At 69.4% G+C, this 17,623-nt stretch carries 16 protein-coding genes and 1 tRNA gene; 11 read left to right on the forward strand and 6 right to left on the reverse strand.

What is annotated here, in order from left to right; all coding sequences use genetic code 11:
* Positions 1-57 precede the first annotated feature (57 nt).
* Positions 58-222: a hypothetical protein gene (locus tag HND91_RS05080; RefSeq protein WP_181705447.1), complete on the forward strand. Its 165-nt coding sequence runs from the start codon at positions 58-60 to the stop codon at positions 220-222.
* A 105-nt stretch (positions 223-327) separates the two neighbouring features.
* Here the strand turns inward: HND91_RS05080 and HND91_RS05085 are convergent, their stop codons facing one another.
* The 3 genes from HND91_RS05085 to HND91_RS05095 form a co-directional block, all read right to left on the reverse strand.
* Positions 328-516, reverse strand: coding sequence for a hypothetical protein (locus tag HND91_RS05085; RefSeq protein ID WP_181705448.1), 189 nt, complete (start codon positions 514-516; stop codon positions 328-330).
* 444 nt (positions 517-960) lie between these two features.
* Complete coding sequence (locus tag HND91_RS05090) at positions 961-1,707, reverse strand: anti-sigma factor family protein (RefSeq protein ID WP_181705449.1); 747 nt, start codon at positions 1,705-1,707, stop codon at positions 961-963.
* A gap of 49 nt (positions 1,708-1,756) precedes the next feature.
* Positions 1,757-2,248 (reverse strand): RNA polymerase sigma factor, encoded by a 492-nt coding sequence (locus tag HND91_RS05095; protein ID WP_181705450.1) that lies wholly within the window; start codon positions 2,246-2,248, stop codon positions 1,757-1,759.
* A gap of 211 nt (positions 2,249-2,459) precedes the next feature.
* Between HND91_RS05095 and HND91_RS05100 the strand changes: the two genes are divergently transcribed.
* The 4 genes from HND91_RS05100 (at position 2,460) to HND91_RS05115 (ending at position 7,830) form a co-directional block, all read left to right on the forward strand.
* Positions 2,460-4,520, forward strand: coding sequence for a S8 family serine peptidase (locus HND91_RS05100; protein ID WP_181705451.1), 2,061 nt, complete (start codon positions 2,460-2,462; stop codon positions 4,518-4,520).
* A gap of 114 nt (positions 4,521-4,634) precedes the next feature.
* On the forward strand, positions 4,635-4,796 hold the full coding sequence (locus tag HND91_RS05105) for a hypothetical protein (protein WP_181705452.1): 162 nt from the start codon (positions 4,635-4,637) through the stop codon (positions 4,794-4,796).
* 91 nt (positions 4,797-4,887) lie between these two features.
* Positions 4,888-4,977 (forward strand) — tRNA-Ser (locus tag HND91_RS05110).
* A 2,748-nt stretch (positions 4,978-7,725) separates the two neighbouring features.
* Positions 7,726-7,830, forward strand: coding sequence for a copper-binding protein (locus tag HND91_RS05115; protein ID WP_210272588.1), 105 nt, complete (start codon positions 7,726-7,728; stop codon positions 7,828-7,830).
* 33 nt (positions 7,831-7,863) lie between these two features.
* Here HND91_RS05115 and HND91_RS05120 read toward each other — a convergent pair whose 3' ends face one another.
* The 3 genes from HND91_RS05120 to HND91_RS05130 form a co-directional block, all read right to left on the reverse strand.
* The gene (locus HND91_RS05120) at positions 7,864-9,450 is read right to left on the reverse strand and encodes a hypothetical protein (RefSeq protein ID WP_181705454.1); all 1,587 of its coding nucleotides are present in this window, start codon (positions 9,448-9,450) and stop codon (positions 7,864-7,866) included.
* 129 nt (positions 9,451-9,579) lie between these two features.
* A complete protein-coding gene (locus HND91_RS23015) occupies positions 9,580-10,038 on the reverse strand; it encodes an acyltransferase (protein ID WP_181705455.1) in 459 nt (152 codons plus the stop codon).
* Positions 10,028-11,605, reverse strand: coding sequence for an FAD/NAD(P)-binding protein (locus tag HND91_RS05130; RefSeq protein ID WP_181705456.1), 1,578 nt, complete (start codon positions 11,603-11,605; stop codon positions 10,028-10,030). The genes HND91_RS23015 and HND91_RS05130 overlap by 11 nt, the downstream gene beginning before the upstream one ends.
* A 314-nt stretch (positions 11,606-11,919) precedes the next feature.
* Here HND91_RS05130 and HND91_RS23020 point away from each other — a divergent pair, with 314 nt between their 5' ends.
* The 6 genes from HND91_RS23020 to HND91_RS05160 all read left to right on the forward strand — a co-directional run bounded on the left by HND91_RS23020 (position 11,920) and on the right by HND91_RS05160 (position 17,577).
* Complete coding sequence (locus tag HND91_RS23020; RefSeq protein ID WP_281379034.1) at positions 11,920-12,837, forward strand: WxcM-like domain-containing protein; 918 nt, start codon at positions 11,920-11,922, stop codon at positions 12,835-12,837.
* Positions 12,834-13,967, forward strand: a complete 1,134-nt coding sequence (locus tag HND91_RS05140; RefSeq protein WP_181705458.1) for a DegT/DnrJ/EryC1/StrS family aminotransferase — start codon at positions 12,834-12,836, stop codon at positions 13,965-13,967. The genes HND91_RS23020 and HND91_RS05140 overlap by 4 nt, the downstream gene beginning before the upstream one ends.
* On the forward strand, positions 13,960-15,459 hold the full coding sequence (locus HND91_RS05145; RefSeq protein ID WP_181705459.1) for an O-antigen translocase: 1,500 nt from the start codon (positions 13,960-13,962) through the stop codon (positions 15,457-15,459). Before HND91_RS05140 ends, HND91_RS05145 begins: the two co-directional genes overlap by 8 nt.
* A gap of 105 nt (positions 15,460-15,564) precedes the next feature.
* A complete protein-coding gene (locus HND91_RS05150; protein ID WP_181705460.1) occupies positions 15,565-16,131 on the forward strand; it encodes a class I SAM-dependent methyltransferase in 567 nt (188 codons plus the stop codon).
* 790 nt (positions 16,132-16,921) lie between these two features.
* Positions 16,922-17,137, forward strand: coding sequence for a hypothetical protein (locus tag HND91_RS05155; protein ID WP_181705461.1), 216 nt, complete (start codon positions 16,922-16,924; stop codon positions 17,135-17,137).
* 188 nt (positions 17,138-17,325) lie between these two features.
* Positions 17,326-17,577: a hypothetical protein gene (locus tag HND91_RS05160; RefSeq protein ID WP_181705462.1), complete on the forward strand. Its 252-nt coding sequence runs from the start codon at positions 17,326-17,328 to the stop codon at positions 17,575-17,577.
* Positions 17,578-17,623 lie beyond the last annotated feature (46 nt).

The raw sequence follows: 17,623 nt of genomic DNA on the forward strand, positions 1-17,623 counted from the left end.
CGACGGCGGCGTTTCCTCCTGTCGTACGATGATCGTGCGACGACCAGGGAGACCGCCATGACGAGCTATATGCAAATCTGGATGGGCTGGAAGGCCGGGAAGATCTCCGACGACGAGGTCATCGCCCGCATGCACGCGGACCCGTTCTTCCGCCGCTGGTTCGAAGCCCGCCGCGCCGAGTGGATGCATCAGCGGCGGAGCGGCGCGAAAGCGAGAGCCTGAGATCCGGCGCCGATCGATGGCCGGACCCAGGGGGTCCGGAACGGGAAACGGCCGCCCAGGGGCGGCCGTTCGATTCTCAGACAACGGTCGAGCCGGCGGCGCCCGTCAGCGGGCGACCATCACGGCGCATTCCGTGGAGCCGGCGTCGATGGACGTGGCCGTGGAGCCGGACGCCGCGACGGCGGTGCACGGCGCGAGCGCCTGCGTTTCGGGTTCGGCGGAAACCTGGGTGTAGGACGCAAAGGCCACGGCGAAATATGCGGCGGTCAGTGCGATCATGATGGCGCTACGCATGTTGAATTCCTGCTGAAACTTCGAAGCCGGACCAAGAGCCCCGAAGGCCGCTCTCGATACGACGTCGCCGGTTAACAAGGCACCAAGACTTTTGCCGCGCTGATCGATCCTGAGTGGCTGTTGCCGATACGCATCACTGGTCGTCTGAAGACGAAAGATGCGTGCGGCAACGCATATGGAATGCGCGCGAAGCAACGTCCAAGTGCTTCCAAAGACGTCTGCCGGAGCGGTCGATCTCGGGCGAGACCATTCGCTCCGGCAGACAAGAAACGACTTGGGGGACTTTTCAGTTCCTCGCATCGCGCGAGTGAATGAATGAAGTGATGTTTTCGTATACGCAATCGGGTGTTCGGCGCGAAGCTGCACGCAGGCCGGCAGCCGGCGCCGGCGTTAACCTTTGCCGGGGCGGCTATCCTTGCCGCCAAGACACGTGACAAACGCACATCAGGTGGCGGGACGACGCTCCTGGAGAGCCTTCCGTTCCTCGGCCTCGCCAAGCGGGGCGGCGGCGCCGCTCGCCTCGAGGTAGGCGTCCACCACCGCGTCCGTGCCGGCGGGCTGGTAGCCGTCGCCTGATTCGGCGAGCGCGAAGGCGACCCGCCACGGGCCCTCCTGCCGGCAGGCCACCGCGCGGGTGCGCGCGCTGTCGCCGCTGACGAGGAACTCGCGGCAGAGGCCGGCCGAACCGGTCGTGAACGTGGACACCGCCCGGAAGCGGGCGGCGGCGAGATCCGTCTCACCGCCGGACGCCACGGTGTCGAGGGCCTCGCCGATCTTCGGATCGGCCAGCTCCGCCGCGACGGACACGCCGCCGTCGGCGACCCGGCCGGTGTTGAGGGCGTAGCCGACGGCGCCCGCGGCGACGAGCGCCAGGCAGGCCGCCATGGCGGAGAGCGCGCGCGGCACCGTCCGGCGACGGAGCGGCACCACGGCGGCGGACGCCGGAGCGGCCCGGCCGGACGCGGCCACCGCTTCGGCGATCGAGCGGGACAGCGCCTCCGGCACCGGCGGCAGGCCTTCCGACAGGTAGGCCGTCCGGACTAGGCGGCGGCTCCGCACGAAGCCGGCGACGCGCCGCACGAGCGCGGGGTCGCGGTCGAGCTCCACGTCGACGGCTTCGGCGAGCTGCGGGTCAATCTCGCCGTCGGCGTAGGCCATCAGGATTTCGTTGGTGATGTGAAGGCGTGTCATGGAACGTCCGAAGCAGGAAGGCCGTGCGGTGTGGTCGGAGGGCGCCGCGTCAGGCGGCGCTGGTGAGGTCCTGGATCCGTTTTCGGGCCCGGGACAGGCGGCTCATCACCGTGCCGATCGGCACGCCGAGCACCTCGGCGGCCTCCTGGTAGGCCATGTCCTCCACGCAGACGAGGATCAGGACGTCCCGCTGCTCCGGCGGAAGCGCGTCGATGGCCCGCCGAACGTCCATGAGGACCAGCTTCTCCATGACCCGCGTCTCCCCATTTTCCCCCACAAGCGTCTGGTGCTCGTCGACATCTTCGGTGTGTCCCTCGGTCCGGACGCGGCGAAGGCCGTCGATCCAATGATTGCGCATGATGCGGAAGATCCATGCGTCGAAGCGCGTGCCGGGCTGCCAGGACCCGGCGCTCGCAAGGGCCCTCACGCAGGCCGCCTGCACCAGGTCGTCGGCCTGGACGGACGACCTGCAGAGTGCCAGGGCGTAGCGCCTGAGGCGCGGCAGCATCGCCACGATCTCCTGTCCTACGTTCAGCGACATCTCGAACCCGTCTTGCCGTGATCTGGGGGAGGAACGCGCGGCCGGGCGTTTCATTCCACCTGTCAGGGGCGATCGGCGACATTGTTGCCGAAATGTCACCAGCCTGCCGACCAATCGCGAGGGTGACCCGAACAATTCCGCCGGACGGGCGTTACACGGTCGACGTGTGCCTCGTGCGGGGACGAGCGCGCATGTGAACGGGGTAGGGATCATGATCGGACGCCGCACCTGGATAGCCGCAGTGGCCGCCGCGATCGCGGTGCCGGCCGCGCCGGATCTTTCCGTCGCGCCGGACGGCATCACGGTGGAGCCGGCCAAGGCCGAAGCGCGGCAGGGCGACGGTCCGGGCGGCGGGCGCGGCAGCGACGGTCCCGGCAACGCCGGCGGGAACGGGCCGGGCGGTGGGAACGGGCCGGGCGGCGGGAAGGGCAACGGGCCGGGTAACGGGAACGGGCCGGGCGGCAGCGCGAACGCGGGAGACGGCGGGCAAGGCGCCTCCGGCGGCAACGGAAACGGCGGCCCCGGCAACTCGGGCGGCGGCGGCCCCGGCAACTCGGGCGGCGTTGGCGCCGGCGGCGGCCCGGGCAATTCGGGCGGCAAGGGAGCCGGAGCGGACGGGCAGGGGGCGTCCGGCTCGGGCGGCGGGAGCGGCTCCGCCGGTGGCCGCGGATCCGGAAGCCAGAACAGCGCATCCAGCGGCAACCAGGGCGGCGCATCCAGCGGCAACCAGGGCGGCGGAGCCAAGGGCGACCGGGGCGGCGAGGCCAAGGGCGGTCAGTCGGCGGGCGCCGGGTCCGGCCGTTCCAATAACCCGGGCGGCGGCAAGCCCGACTCCAACCCCGGCCGTGGAGACACCCGGTCGGAGGAAGCCCGCGCCAAGGTGGACCGGGAGACCGGCGCCGTCGCCGCCTCAAAGGAGGCGGAGAAGGCAAAGGCGGCCGTGGCGTCGACCAAGGCCAAGGCGCAGAAGGCCGTACGGACGACCGTTCGCAAGAAAGTGTCGCCTCGCGTCGCGCCGGTGCGCGCCACGCGCCCGACACCCCGACCGTCCGCTCCGCCGGCCGCGAACCCGATCGCCCGCGTGGAAGCGCCTCGGCCGACCGAGGGACGGAGCCAGGCGGCCCACGCGCCGCGCACGCTGGTGGCCACCGGGCTTTCGACCGTTCAGATCGACGCCCTCGGGCGGCTCGGCTTCCGCCTGGAGCGACGCTCCGCCGGGCGGCTCGCTCCACCGGTCGCCACGCTCGCCCTGCCGGACGACCTGCCGGTGGAGGATGCGCGCCGGATCGTGACGGCGCTGAACACCACGGCGGCGGTCGACCTCGACCACTACTACTACACGGAAGGCCACGGGCCCGTTCTCTGCGGCGTGGCCGGCTGCGGGCGAGACCCCGCGCCGCTCTGGGTGTCGGCGCAACCGGCCCAATGCGGCGGCCCGCCCTTGATCGGCCTGATCGACACCGCCATCGACCGGCGGCACGCGGCCTTGAGGGACCAGCGCATCGAGGTGCTGGACCCGATGCCCGGCAAGCCGGCATCGGCCACGCGCCACGGGACGGCGGTCGCCTCGCTTCTCGTCGGCAGCCCGCACAGCAGCACGCCCGGCCTTCTGCCCGACGCGGACCTGATCGCCGTGGACGCCTTCTCGCCCGACGAGAATGGCCGCGACCGGGCCGACGTGACGGCTCTGGTGGACGCCATCGAGCGGCTTGCCGAGCGCGGCGTGCGGGTGATGAACCTGTCGCTCTCGGGCCCGCCGAACGCCGTCCTGGAGCAGACGCTGGCGGCGGCGGCCGCCCAGGGCATCCTGATCGTCGCGGCGGCCGGCAACGCCGGACCCGGCGGCGAGCCGGCCTATCCGGCCGCCTATCCGGGCGTTCTGGCCGTGACGGCCGTGGACCGCGGCCTCGGCGTCTACCGGCGCGCCACGCGCGGCGCCTACGTGGACTTCGCCGCGCCCGGCGTGGAGGTCTGGACCGCATCCGCCACCGCGGACGGCGCGCCCGTCTCCGGCACGTCCTACGCCGCACCGTTCGTGACCGCCGCGGCGGCGGCCTATCTGGCCGCGCGGCCGGACGCCGAGCCGGAGATGGTGTCGGCTCATCTGGCCGAGGAGGCCTTCGACCTCGGCGAGACCGGTCGCGACACAACCTACGGATGGGGTCTCGTGAAGGCCGATTTCTGCCCCGAGCCGGCGGGCACGCTCATCGAGCAGGCGGGCTCGCCGAAGCCGGTCGCCGCAACCGAATCCAGGCTGAACGCGCTGAAGTAGCACGGCGGGACGCTTCATCCCCTGATTATTGAGACCTGTCATCTTTGCAAAGGTCTGAATGTTCGCATAATGGGGTCGGACCAACGAGGATTCGCGTCTGGGTGGGTGTGTGACGTGTGGACCGACCTGACTTCCGTTCGCCTGGACTGGCGCTTCATCGGCAGCGTCAAGCCGCTTGGGGGAATACCGCGGGCCTGGTGGCTTCTTGCAGCCCTCCTGGTCTCCCTGGCCATGTGGGCCGGCCTGATCTGGCTCGTGGTGGCGCTGGTCTTCTGACGCGGAGCGGCGGGCAGCCCCGGCTCCGTTCCCCTTCCGGCCCTTGCAATTGCGCCCGCCAGACGACATGGTCGGCACCGCTTCAGACGCGGGATGGGTGGCCGAGCGGTTTAAGGCACCGGTCTTGAAAACCGGCGTGGGTGCAAGCCCACCGTGGGTTCGAATCCCACCCCATCCGCCAGTCGGCTTGGCCTAAGTCTTCAGATAACTTGAGCTTTTCGGATCGAGCACCCGCTCGGAGCCCAACGGCTGACCCAACGACGCGTTTGTAGTGTAGTGCGCGAATTCATATGGTACGGCGCGGAACTTCAGATGGCGCAGGTTTGCCGCGGCCTTCCCGGCCGACCGGCAGCTGCATCGCCAACGCCTCCGTCACCTCCGCCGCGCCCTCACCCAGCGCCGTCGCGTGGGTGGAGATCAGCGCCGGATCGGCGGCCGCAATGGACGGCGAGCGCCGCCCGATCGCCGGACGGGGTGGTGGAGCGGAGAGGGGCGGAGGTCGTCGGGGCCTTGCCGTCGATCGCGCCGTTAAAGCGGTTTCAAACGGGATTGGACGGCCGATCCGCCCCTCGACGCTACCACCCTGGCGGCGAGCCGGTCGAGAGGCTCCTGGAGGCGGCTGTTTGCGCCGGTGCTTCTCATTCCGTATGATGAGCACGGTCGCCGTGACGACCGGGAAGCCGCAGGGCCGGTCCGAACGTCCGTAGCCGGACGCTTGCACGGGGAGAGTGGCGCACCCCCTCGGCGACCACTCATCCTCGCGACTCCTCAGTCAAGCGCCCCAGCTATGAGGTGGGACCAGCCCTCCGAAACGCCCTACCTCAGACCGCGCCACCTCGGTTTTCCGCCCCTCCGCCCGATCGCCCCCGCCGCGGCGCTGCCAGGCGGCGGGGTGGAAACAGCCGCAAGGGCGTGCGGGTCATGGGCGCCGCGGTCTTGGACGGACCCCGGCCGTCGATCGCGCCGTTAAAGCGGTTTCAGACGGGGATGGACGGCCGATCCGCCCCTCGGCCGCACCACTCTGGCGGCGAGCCGGTCGAGAGGCTCCTGGAGGCGGCTGTTTGCGGGCTTTCCAGCCGGCGGGCTACAATGTGTTTGGTCGCCGTGACTGACCGGGCAAATCGTCCGACCGGTCCGAGGTTCGGTTGCGCAGCCGACGCTCGTTACGGGGAAAGTGACGTCCCCCCTCGGCGACCACTCATCCTCGCGCCTCCTCAGACAAGCGCCCAGCTATGAGGTGGGACCAGCCCTCCGAAACGTCCCACCTCAGACCCGCGCCAACTCGGTTTTCCGCCCCTCCGCCCGATCGCCCCCGCCGCGGCGCTGCCAGGCGGCGGGTGGAAACAGCCGCACGGACGTGCGGGTCATGAGCGTTGCGGTCTTGGACGGACCCCGGCCGTCGATCGCGCCGTTAAAGCGGTTTCAAACGGGGTTGGAGGGCCGATCCGCCCCTCGGCCGTACCACTCTGGCGGCGAGCCGGTCGAGAGGCTTCTGGAGGCGGCTGTTGCGGGGGGCGGTCGGGCGCAATAGTGTGGAAAAGACACGTGCGACGCGGTGCAACTCTCCCGGCCGTAGGACGCTCTTTCGAGCGGATCGCCATGTGGGGTTCCTGGGAGGCCCCACCACGTGTCAACCGCAATCCTCGGCCCCTCGTTCGAACAGGACCGCGCCGCGTGCCTTGATGCGACTGACGTCATCAAGGGAGGGTTGGACGGCCGATCCGCCCCTCGACGCTACCACACCGGCGGGCCAGCCGAGAGGCTCCTGGAGGCGGCTGTTGTGTGTCTAATATCCCATTGGTATTTTGCACCTCGAGGCGGCCTGAGACCGGGCAAAAATGACGCGCTGGCAGAGTGTGGCTCTTCGGGGCTGTACGACAAACGGGGAGAATTGCGTTCCCCCTGGCCGCCTCACCCCGCCTGTTTGAACGGCGGATCCGCCCCTCAACGCTGCCACCGGGGCGGCGAGCCGGTCGAGAGGCTCCTTGAGGCGGCTCTTGCTCATCAAAACTGACAATAATAATTTGAGAATAGAGGCGGCCTGAGACCGGGCAAAAATGACGCGCTGGCAGAGTCTGGCCCTTCGGGGCCTTACGACAAACGGGGAGGGTCGCGTTCCCCCTGGCCGCCTCACCCTCCACCCTGAACATACGCCTTCCCTGATGAGCAAGAAGGTACGTCTGTTCCGGTATGTTTGTGCGCCAACCGGCCCTGCCGAAACGAACTCCGTTGAACACCATATGGCGCCGGCCCCAGCTGTTACGGTTCGGATGCGCGCGGTTCGGGGGACGAGGTCTATCGCGGTCGCAGCGGCGGCCCACCGGGTCGCGCTCCGATGCGCGTGTTTCACGACCGATCGGACGGTTCGCTTATAAACGGACCACCGGATTGCATCGCGGCTTCGAGCGAACTGAAATCGATCGGAAGACGTCGAGCGGCCGCATGACGCGCGCGTGCGGCGGCGACCAGCGCCTCCTGACGCTTACTGAGCTGGAAGCTCCGAGCCGACTGCGAACTCCGCCGCACTGGGGGGATCTCTTCCATAGCGATACACACCTTGTCACGTTGCCGGCTCACCAACAGGACTAAAGTGCGGCTGTTTGCGGGGAAGAAAACCTCGTTCTCCCGCCGGTGGCGGCTGACCGGCATGATCTAACGGCCCGTGCCCGGGACGATAGCATAGGTAACCTTGCCGATGAACACAGCAACCACGTTTCTCGAGGAGGACGTGAAGGCCGGAGCGCCAGTACCCTACCACGCCGTTTGGAATTCAAAATTGCCGACGCAACGCTTCCGCCGCCCCTGCAGGCGCCGCTACCGCCATCTCCCGCCGAACAAGCCAAGACGGCGTTCCGCAACTTGTCCAATGATCCGGTGATATCCGGACAATCTTCGCTTCGCTCAAAAGCGCCGTTCGGAGGTGTACCGGTTGGCGGACCCCGTGTTTTTCAAGCACGTGAAGGTCGGCGACGAGGTCAAGTTCGAGGCCGACCGCGTGAACGGTGCCATCACGGTGATGTCGATCATCAAGTAAGGTTCGTCGAATTGAACCCGGCAGCTTGAAACTCTAGCGCCTCATCCCGGACCAGGCGCGGCGGACCCGCTGGCGGAGGCGCAGGGGGAGGAATTCCTTCAGCGGGGGGCGGTCTTCCTTCGGGATCCTTGCCCAGGTCGCGATCTGGAGGCGGACGGGTAGGAATCGGAAGTGCTGCACCTCGGGCGCGACGCCGCGGCGCGATCCGGCCTGAAACTCCAGGAGGTCCTGGTCGACGTCGGACGGCCCCTGGTCCGGCGCGCTCGGCGCGGGGCGATCGGCGGCGTTCAGCGCGGCCGCCTCGTAGGTCCGTTCCAGACTGTCGGTCCAGGCCGGGCCCCAATGGAGCGTCGCGATGGCGTTCGCCTGCGCGCGGCCGAGCGCTTCCGCGGCCGATCGATCGGCGAGGAGGGCGCGCACCTGGGAGAGGTACGCCGCCGCGTCGTGGAAGATCACCGGCTGGTCATCGAGGGCCACGTCGTCGCTCGCCAGGACGGCGGACAGGCTTTCGGCCGGATAAGGCCGCCAGCTGACGGCCGGAAGGCCGTCCAGCACCGCTTCCAGGAGGGCGGTCTGCGACGCGAAGGGGGTGGAGTCGAGGTAGACGTCCGCGGCGGCGGTGAAGAGGTCGAGCTCGCTGCGCATGCCCATCGGATGGACGCGCCCGCCGGTTTCCGCCGCCCGCTCCATCCAATAGGCGGACGTGGCGGACGGGCCGACCAGGACCATCCGGAACTCCGGGTCGGCGTCGAAGAGCGGCCGGTGGAGGGCGAAGAAGTCCGCGCGACGGTTCGGGACCAGCTTGTATTCGGACGCGATCGTCAGGCTGATCGGGGCGTCAGCCGGAAGGCCAAGGATCCGGCGCGCCTCGGTCTTTCCCGGGGCGTCCGGTCGCGAACTCGGCAGGAGCGGCAGCGGCAGGAGCGCGCTCCGCTCCGGGCCGAGACCGCGCCGGGCGGCGGCGAGGCGCGCGCCGGAGCGGCGGAAGTTCACCAGGCAGTCGCAGATCGACTCTCCGAGCCAGAACACGTGGTCCGCGTGGTTGAACACCAGCGTCGGCGGTCGTTCCTGGTCCGCCCCGAAGGCGAGGAGCGGCACCACGTCGTAGGGATGCACGTGGAGCACGATGAAGTCGGCGCCGTCCGCCATCCGGCGAAGGTCGCGCGCGACGGCGATGAGGTTCTCCACTCCGTCGAGCAGCCTGATTCGGCCGCCGGCGGCCGCGACCGCGTCGACCAGGGCCGGCGGCAACGGCTCCACCTGCTGGGTGATGGCCACGTCGTGGGTCGAGGCACTGTCGGCGCCGATCCAGCGGTAGAGGGCCTTGGTGTGCCCGCCGATGGAATAGGCTTCCGTGAGGACGTGAAGGACCCGCCGACGAGGCGATCCGCCAGGGCGCCGCCGGCGCACCGGCGCGGACGGCAGCACGAAGCGAGCGCCGAGATCCGACAGGAGGGCTTCCAGGTCGGCCGACCGGAAGAAGCCCGGATGGCGACCCGCAGCCGAATGGGCCGCGACCTGCGCGAACACGCTGGCCGCCGAGGCGGCCCCGGCGGTCGCCTTCCGCTCGGCCTCGGCGAGAAGCGCGTCATAGCCGGCTTTGGCGTCCTTCAAGTCCACGAAATCCCCACTCCTTCTGGACGGGTTCGCCGATCCGCATCCGGCGGATCGGTTCGGCGGGGCCGCGCCTGTCGTCCAGCCACCAAAGAGCAGGACGCGCGGATCGACTCCTCGTTCCCCGACGCGGTGTCAACCCATCGCGACCGGCCTGGCCGGATTGCCGCCGACGCGTTGCCCCGCGGGCACGTCGCGGGTAACGACCGAACCGGGCGCGACGAAGGCATGGTCCCCGACGCTGACGCCCGGTATGAGCACGGCGCCCGCGCCGATCCATGCGCCGCGCCCTATTCGCGTGACCGGATACGCCTCCGGCCACTGCCTGGATCGGGGGTAGCGGTCGGTGGTGAAGGTGACGTTGGCGTCGATGCGGACGTCGTCCTCCACCCGGAGGGCGTCCCACAGGTAGACGCCGAACCCGACCGTGACACGGTCGCCGACCACCACGTCGTTCTCGACGAAGCAGAAGGCCGACAGGGTGACGTCGCGGCCGATCCGCGCCTTCGGCAGCACGACGCAGAACGGGCCGACGCGGGTGCCGTCGCCCACCTCGGCGAGGCAGTCGGCGCGGGCGTGGATGTCAACCGGCATGGCGATCCTCCTGCTCGCGCGGCTCTTGGCCGAGGCCAAGACGCACGGCGAGAGACTCCGCCACATGGGGCGCGATGCTGTGGATCCGGCGCACGTTCTCCACGTGCCACATGCGGATCTGGCTGGTGAACACGCCCCCGAGCAGGGGGCCGACGACGAAGATTCCCTCCGAGGCGGCGAGCGTCTCGTCGACCGCGATGCCGCGCCGGGTCGGGTTCGGTTCGATAAGGCCGCTCCGGACGAGGCTGCGGATGAGGGGCGAGGAGGATGCGGCGTCGACCTCCTCGAATCCGGAGCAGTTGACGACCGCGGCGAACGACCGATCCGCTGTCCGGCTCGAGCCGTCCGACGAGCGGTAGTGCAGCGTCCAGCCCGAGTTTGACGCGGGCTCCAGGCGATCGAGAGCGCCCGCCACGTGAAGGAGGGCGCCGGACTGCCGCATCCGATCCGCGGCGTCGCGATACTCGCGGCCCGCGCGACGGATCAGCCGGGAGAAGTGCATGCCGTGCTGCTCGTGAAAGGCGCGCGTCTCGTCGGTGCCGAGCATCTCGAAAAGGGCGCCGAGCTTCGCGCCGACGGAACCGAAGCCGTCGCCGACCGTCAAGCCGGCCTGGAGCGCGGCGTCGACGTCCCGCTCGGCGGCCGTCATCACGTCGAGGGCGGTGCCGCCTCCGGCGGCGAGAAGCGCGTCCATGGCAGGCGTCGGCAGGTCGATCTCCGGCCCGCCGGAGATGCGGTGGGGAAATTGGCCGCCGGGCGAGAGAACCACGACGGATCGGGCCGCATCCGACAGGCGCCGATCGTGGGCGAGCACGTAGACGAGTTCGAGGGCGCTCGCGTTGGCGCCGACGATCAGGAGGTTGCGCCCGTCCGGCGACGCGGACAGCAGCCGCTCGCGTACGGCCGAAAGGGTGGCGTCGAAGGAGGGCGCATAGGCGTCGTCGATCAGACCGGACCCGGGTCCCGGCGACACGCCGGGCGGAAGGATCGACCGGCCGGGCGGGCTGCCGACGGCGAGGACGACCGACCCGGCCGCCAGATCCGCGACCGGGCTATCGGACCGCGCGACGGAGACCACGAAGCCCTGGCCGGCCCGACGCAGGTCGGTCGCCTCGCCGTGAAGGACGGTCACGGTGGCCAGACCGTCGCGGCGCGCGGCCTCGATCGCGTCGGCCATCTCGGCCTGGAGGAAGGCTCCGAACAGCCGGCGCGGGATGTAGGCCTCCGCGAACCGGCCGGACGCGATGGCGTCGGCGTTGCGGTCCTGCCACGCGCGGGCGCATTCGCCGCCCGCCTCGGCGAGGTCCGCCGTCCAGCGCGGCCGTTCGCGCACGAACCAGGCCGCGAACCGATCGGCGAGTTCGGCGGGCAGGAATTCAGCGGCCGTCGTGATGATCAGCGCGTTCGGCGACGAACGTCGGCCGTAGGGGAGTCCCGTCCAGGCCTGGTCGTCGCGCTCCACGACGACGACATCGACCGGGCGGTCCCACCTCGGAGATCGGCGCAGACGATCGAAAAGCGAAAGCACGGTGCAGCAGCCCGCCACGCCGCTCCCGATGACAGCCACGTCCGCTTCGGTCCGGTCCAAACCACGTGTGTTCAACCTGTTCTCCTATGGCGAGCCCTGCCGCCCCATCCGGCACGCTGTGGTCTTGCCGGAAGACATATGTCGGATTAAGGATGTATTTTGTTTAGGTTTTTATCACAATTGAAAGCAGCAGCCCGGGACTTCAAGGTCAGATCTCTATAGTCGATTTTCTTGAGCCGGCGCTACGCTCCGGCGCGTTGGATAGAAATCACGACGCGAGGCGAATAGAAAGGCGTCGTTCGTCTGCCCTACATTCGTCGACGTACAGCGGTCGAGCGCACTTCATGACAGCGATGGTTCATCCACTGGCGGAATGCCGGAGTACAAGTCTTGGCTCTGGAACAAAGATTTGGCAATTTTCGATCATCGAGACAGGCGCGATAATCGGCGCGGAGTGCAACATCTGCTCCCATTGTCTCGTTCACGGCGGCGTCGTCGTCGGTGACCGAGTCACCATCAAGAACGGCGTGGAGCTGCCGCCCGGGACCGAGATCGGCGACGACGCCTTCATCGGCCCGAACGCGAGCTTCGCGGCGACGAACGGCCGGGGCGCCGCGGCGCGCGACGCGCGCATCCGTGTGCTGAAGGGCGCCTCCATCGGCGGCGGCGCGGTGATCGCCGCCGGGGTGACGATCGGGGAGAACGCCATGATCGGCGCCGGCGCGGTGGTGACGCTTTCGGTGCCGCGCAACGCCATCGTGGTCGGCAACCCGGCGCGGATCATCGGCTACAGCGACGCGCCGGCGGCCGCGGCGCCGGTGCTCGCACCGGAGCGGATGCCGATCGGAGCGACCCCGTCCAACGTCAAGGGCGTGAGCCTCCACAGGATGCCCCTGATCGAGGACATCCGGGGCAATCTCACCGTCGGCGAGTTCGAACGGTCGGTGCCGTTCGCCGCCAGACGGTACTTCATGGTCGTGGGCGTGCCGAGCCTGGAGACCCGGGGCGAGCATGCGCACCGGGAATGCGAGGAATTCCTGATCTGCGTGACCGGCAGTTGCCGGGTGGTGGCGGACGACGGCGAGCGGCGCCAGGAGTTCAGGCTCGACAGCCTCGACCAGGGACTCTATCTGCCCCCGCGCGTCTGGCGGACGCACTTCGGCTATTCGAGCGACGCCATCCTGCTGGTGTTCGCATCGCACCACTACGATCCGGACGACTACATCCGGGACTACGACCAGTTCCGGCGCGAGGTTCTGCAGTCTCCATGATTCCTTTTCTCGATCTGGCGCCCGCCACCCGCGAGGTGCGCGGCGAACTCGACGCGGCGATCGCGCGCGTGCTGGACTCCGGCATCTACATCCTCGGCCCCGAGGTGGCGGCCTTCGAGGAGCGTTACGCCGACTACTGCGGCGTGTCGGCCTGCATCGGCGTCGCCAACGGGCTCGACGCCCTCGTCCTTGCCCTCCGGGCGGTCGGAGTCGGCCCGGGCGACGAGGTGATCGTGCCGTCGCACACGTTCGTGGCCACCTGGCTGGCGGTCGTCCACGCCGGCGCGACCCCGGTGCCGGTGGAACCGCTGGAGACGACCTTCAACATGGACCCCGCCCGGATCGAGGCGGCGATCACGCCGCGCACCAGGGCGATCGTGCCGGTCCATCTCTACGGCCAGCCCGCGGACCTCGACCCGATCCTGGCGATCGCCCGGCGCTTCGGCCTGAAGGTGGTGGAGGATGCCGCGCAGGCGCAGGGCGCCCGCTACAAGGGCCGCCGGATCGGCGGGCATGGCGACGCGGCCGCCTGGAGTTTCTATCCGGCGAAGAACCTCGGCGCGCTCGGCGATGCCGGCGCGGTGACGACCAACGATCCGGAGATTGCCCGGCAAGTCCGGCTGCTGCGGAACTACGGCTCGGAGGTGCGCTACTACAACGAGGCGGTCGGCCACAACAGCCGCCTGGATCCAATCCAGGCGGCGGTCCTGTCGGTCAAGCTCGCGCACCTGGACGCCTGGAACGAGCGTCGGCGCGCCGTCGCGGCGGCCTATCTGGACGGACTTCGCGATGTCCTGCCGCTGCCGGCGGTGCCGGCCGGCATGGAGCCGGTCTGGCATCTCTTCGTGGTGCGGCACCCGCGGCGCGACCTTCTGAAAGCCCGGCTGGAGGAGGCGGGCGTCGGCACGCACATCCACTATCCGGTCGCCTGCCACCAGCAGAAGGCCTTCGCGGCGATGCCGGTGGCCGGGGCCGACCTGCCGATCGCCAGCCGGCTGGCAGACGACGTGCTGAGCCTGCCCATGGGGCCGCACCTGTCGCTCGATGAGGCGGCGCGGGTGATCGCGGCCGTCCGGCATGTGCTCCGCTCGCCGGATCTTGCCGACGGGGCCGCCGGACGCGATGGCTGAGCCGTCGAGCCATCGGCACATTCTCCGGGCGGTCGCGCTCCTCGGCAGCTCCTCCGCCGTCCAGGTCGTCATCGGCATTCTTCGGGTCAAGCTGATCGCGGTCCTGATCGGGCCGGCGGGCGCCGGACTCGTCGGCCTCTACAGCGCGGTGCTCGCCATGACGAGCACGTTCGCGGGCTTCGGCCTGTCGCACGGGGGCGTCCGCGAACTCGCGGCCGAGAAGGAGAACCGGCCGGCGGCCGACGAGATCCGGCGGACGCTGTTCTGGGGCGGCGTCGTGCTCGGCGTCCTTGGGGCGCTCGCGGTCGTGCTGCTGCGCCATCCGATCGCCGAGCACATGGTGGGCGACCCGTCGCGCGCCGATGACGTGGCCTGGCTCGGCGTCGGCACTGTCCTGACGGTCATCGCGGCCGGGCAGACGGCCCTCCTCAGCGTCCTCGGCCCGGTCCGCGATCTTGCGGTGATCGGCGTCGTGTCCACCGTCATCGCATCCGTGGTCGGGATCGGCATGATCCTGCTCGCCGGCCTGGACGGGGCCGTGTGGGTCGTGATCGCGCTTCCGCTCGCCAGCGTCCTCGTCGGCGCCGTCTACGGCGCGCGGCTGCCGCGTCCGGCCTGGCCGCCGGTGCGGGTGGCCGGCGCGCCGGCGCGGTTCGGCGGCATGATCCGGCTCGGCATCGCGGTCACCATCGCGGGCGTGGTCGGCAGCCTCGCGCAGGTCCTGGTGAGAACCGCCGTGACGGACGAGCTCGGCCTGGACGCGGTCGGCCACTTCCAGGCGGCCTGGGCGATCTCGATGCAGTACCTGGGCTTCGTACTCGCCACCATGGCGGTCGACTACTATCCGCGCCTGTCCGCCGTGGTGGCGGACCGGGAGAAGGCCTCCGCCCTCGTCAACGACCAGACCGAGGTGGCGCTTCTCCTGGCGGGACCGTTCCTGGTCGGCGGCGTGGCTCTCGCGCCCGTCGTCATCCCGATCCTCTATTCGGCGGCGTTCGCGGAGGCGGTGCCGGTGCTCCGCTGGCAGATCGTCGGGGACGTGTTCAAGCTGGCCGCCTGGCCGATCGGCTTCCTGCTCCTGTCGCAGCGGTCGAGCCGGTGGTTCGTGATCACCGACGCCCTCTGGGGCGTGCTCTACGTGGCCTTCGTCGTGGTGGCGCTGCCCCGCCTCGGGCTGCTCTCGACGGGGGTCGGGTTCGCGGCCGCCTACCTGGTCTATTTCCTTGCGGTGCTTGCCGCGGCGGCGCGGATCGCCGGCCATCGGCCGACCCGGCGGAACGTGGGGTTGATCGGCCTTAATCTCGTGCTGATCGGGGCCGTCTACGGCCTATGCGCGGCGTCGCCGCTCGCCGGCGCGATCGTCGGCTGCGCCGTCGCGGCGCTCTATGCCGGCATGTCGGCGGTCCTCATCTCGAACCGGGTCGATCCGTCGTCGCGGCTCGGACGGGTGTACGGCCGGATCAGGCACTTCGCCCGGCGGCGTGCTGCCTGACCGGAATCGCCGGGCCGTGCGGATGCGGGTGCGCGCGCAGGGCAAATCGGTTTATGAAATCGAGATCCATCAGCTGAGGCCCAGACGACGGGTGGGGGGAATGGCATGCTGGCTCCGATCGACACGCGCCTGATGGCTCTGCTTTCGCTGCCCCGGAACGCCGTCGGGGCGGAGATCGGGGTGCACGAGGGGGCCTTCTCCCGGGAGATCGTCCGGATCGCCCAGCCGAAGCGCCTCTACCTGATCGATCCCTGGCTCCTGTTTCCCGGCGAGACCTACGCGGACAGCTGGTACGGGACCCGGCGCGCCACGCAGGACATCATGGACGCGCGCCATGCCCATGTGGCGGCCACCTTCCAGCGTCAGATCGAGGCCGGGTCGGTCCGCATCCTCCGGGCGCTCAGCGTGGACGCGGCCCTGATGATCGCCGACGACGAGCTGGATTTCGTCTATGTGGACGGAGACCACAGCTACGAGGGCGTCACCGCCGATCTCTCCGCATACGGTCCGAAACTGAAGGTCGGCGGGCTTCTGGTCGCCGACGACTACATGCTCGGCTCGTGGTGGAAGGACGGCGTCGTGCGCGCCGTGAACGACCTCATCGGCCGGGGGCAATACGCCATCGAGTTCAAGATGGGCTCGCAGATCGCGCTCCGGAAACTCACCGGGTGACGACCGGCCAAGCCGCCCGCGAGGACCGCCCAGTCCTCTCGGCCCGCCGCTCGGCGTCCGTTGCCCGCCACACCCCCCTCGGTCATGGTCCTCGACCGCGCACCGCCCTGGTCGTCCCGCCTGAGTCCATGGATCGTCGGCCGAAAGGCGACCATGTCGGGCGAGGGGAGACGGGTCGCGGGCCGGCCGGCGCGGATCGCCTTCGGGTTTGTGACGATTTTCTATTTTGATATGGAGTGATATCGGGGCCCTGCGGGTGGGGGAGCAAGCGGCCGACGAGGACCAGGACCCCGGATGAGAGTGAAGTTTATTGCCTATTACCTTCTGGCGCTGGGGTGCGTGCTTGCTCTCATGTCAGTCGTCTACAGCTACAGACCGGACCATGCGGGCGTCCTGGAGGGTTTGATCTATTCGATCCTATTGGCGTCTGTGGCCGTCATCGTCCTCTATCTTCTTCGCAGGCTGTTCTATTCTCGGTCCCGAGACACTCATCACTAGCATACCGTTGGGGGAAACGCGGCATCGGTTCCGCGTGCGGACGGACCGAAAGCCGGATCGTCGACCTTGCCGTTGACCGCGGCCTATTTTTGTACGCAAATCACAATGTTTCTATTTTGATATTGGGGCGAGTGGCTCTGGCTGGTCCGATTTTTCATGGAGATCGCCCGCGGGACGGCGATCTCGCTGCCATGCGTGGGTGGATCGGATACAGGCGGTCGGGGCTGGCGCGCGTCATCTGTTTCGGGGATGGGTGATGAGGCGGTCATCGATCGAACACATCAGAAGCAAGTTGCCGGACCGGGGGGCGCACCTGGAATGCCCGGTCTGCCACGGCCAGGATCTCAGATCGTCCATCAAGCAGGAGGACGTGCCGCTGGCGCTTCTCTACGAGGGGCAGGCGACCTCCTTCTTCGGCCCGCCCGGATATCTGCGCGTCTATTCCCTGACCTGCGCGTCCTGCGGCCACGTGATGCTGTTCGATGCGGACGTGATCGATCGGAAGTGACGCGCCGATACCCGGAGCGGCCCCGGCGTCGATGGCGGCCGCGGGCGTTCGAGGCGTCATCGGGGGAGGGCAGGAAGGCCCGACACCGCCTATGGTCAATGCATCGTTTCCGCCCACGGTGGCGGCGCGGTAAAAGGGAGGCGAGTCGGTTCTCCGGGCGCTGAGCCCGGCCTTGTACTGGGTGCCCGATGCATTTCTATGTTGCCCGAGTGACGCTCGCCTCAGGCGATGTGCTGCCGCCCATCACCCTCTACGCGGACACGGCCGTGGAGGCCGAGCTTGCGGTCAGCCGGATCCCGGGCCTTCGGGACAGGGACAAGGTCGCCGTGACGGTCGTCGACAATCCCGCCGTGGAGAAGTGGCTGGGCAGAAGCCGCTCGGACGGCCGCGGCATCGTCCGCCACACGGTCGCCTGGACGGACGAGGTGCCGGGCACCTGACTTGAGAGACGACCCTCCGGCGCCGGCCACGCGGCCGGGCGGCGAG

It is taken from the genome of Chthonobacter rhizosphaerae (assembly GCF_013839525.1).
GTDB classification, from domain to species: domain Bacteria; phylum Pseudomonadota; class Alphaproteobacteria; order Rhizobiales; family Pleomorphomonadaceae; genus Chthonobacter; species Chthonobacter rhizosphaerae.

Excerpts from the sequence above, each read along its gene's own strand:
- HND91_RS05145 (WP_181705459.1), top strand. The coding sequence starts at position 13,960 with ATGGCTGAGCCGTCGAGCCATCGGCACATTCTCCGGGCGGTCGCGCTC.
- HND91_RS05085 (WP_181705448.1), bottom strand. The coding sequence starts at position 516 with ATGCGTAGCGCCATCATGATCGCACTGACCGCCGCATATTTCGCCGTG.
- HND91_RS05100 (WP_181705451.1), top strand. The coding sequence starts at position 2,460 with ATGATCGGACGCCGCACCTGGATAGCCGCAGTGGCCGCCGCGATCGCG.
- HND91_RS05140 (WP_181705458.1), top strand. The coding sequence starts at position 12,834 with ATGATTCCTTTTCTCGATCTGGCGCCCGCCACCCGCGAGGTGCGCGGC.
- HND91_RS05150 (WP_181705460.1), top strand. The coding sequence starts at position 15,565 with ATGCTGGCTCCGATCGACACGCGCCTGATGGCTCTGCTTTCGCTGCCC.
- HND91_RS23015 (WP_181705455.1), bottom strand. The coding sequence starts at position 10,038 with ATGCCGGTTGACATCCACGCCCGCGCCGACTGCCTCGCCGAGGTGGGC.
- HND91_RS05095 (WP_181705450.1), bottom strand. The coding sequence starts at position 2,248 with ATGTCGCTGAACGTAGGACAGGAGATCGTGGCGATGCTGCCGCGCCTC.
- HND91_RS05080 (WP_181705447.1), top strand. The coding sequence starts at position 58 with ATGACGAGCTATATGCAAATCTGGATGGGCTGGAAGGCCGGGAAGATC.
- HND91_RS05090 (WP_181705449.1), bottom strand. The coding sequence starts at position 1,707 with ATGACACGCCTTCACATCACCAACGAAATCCTGATGGCCTACGCCGAC.
- HND91_RS05160 (WP_181705462.1), top strand. The coding sequence starts at position 17,326 with ATGCATTTCTATGTTGCCCGAGTGACGCTCGCCTCAGGCGATGTGCTG.
- HND91_RS23020 (WP_281379034.1), top strand. The coding sequence starts at position 11,920 with ATGGTTCATCCACTGGCGGAATGCCGGAGTACAAGTCTTGGCTCTGGA.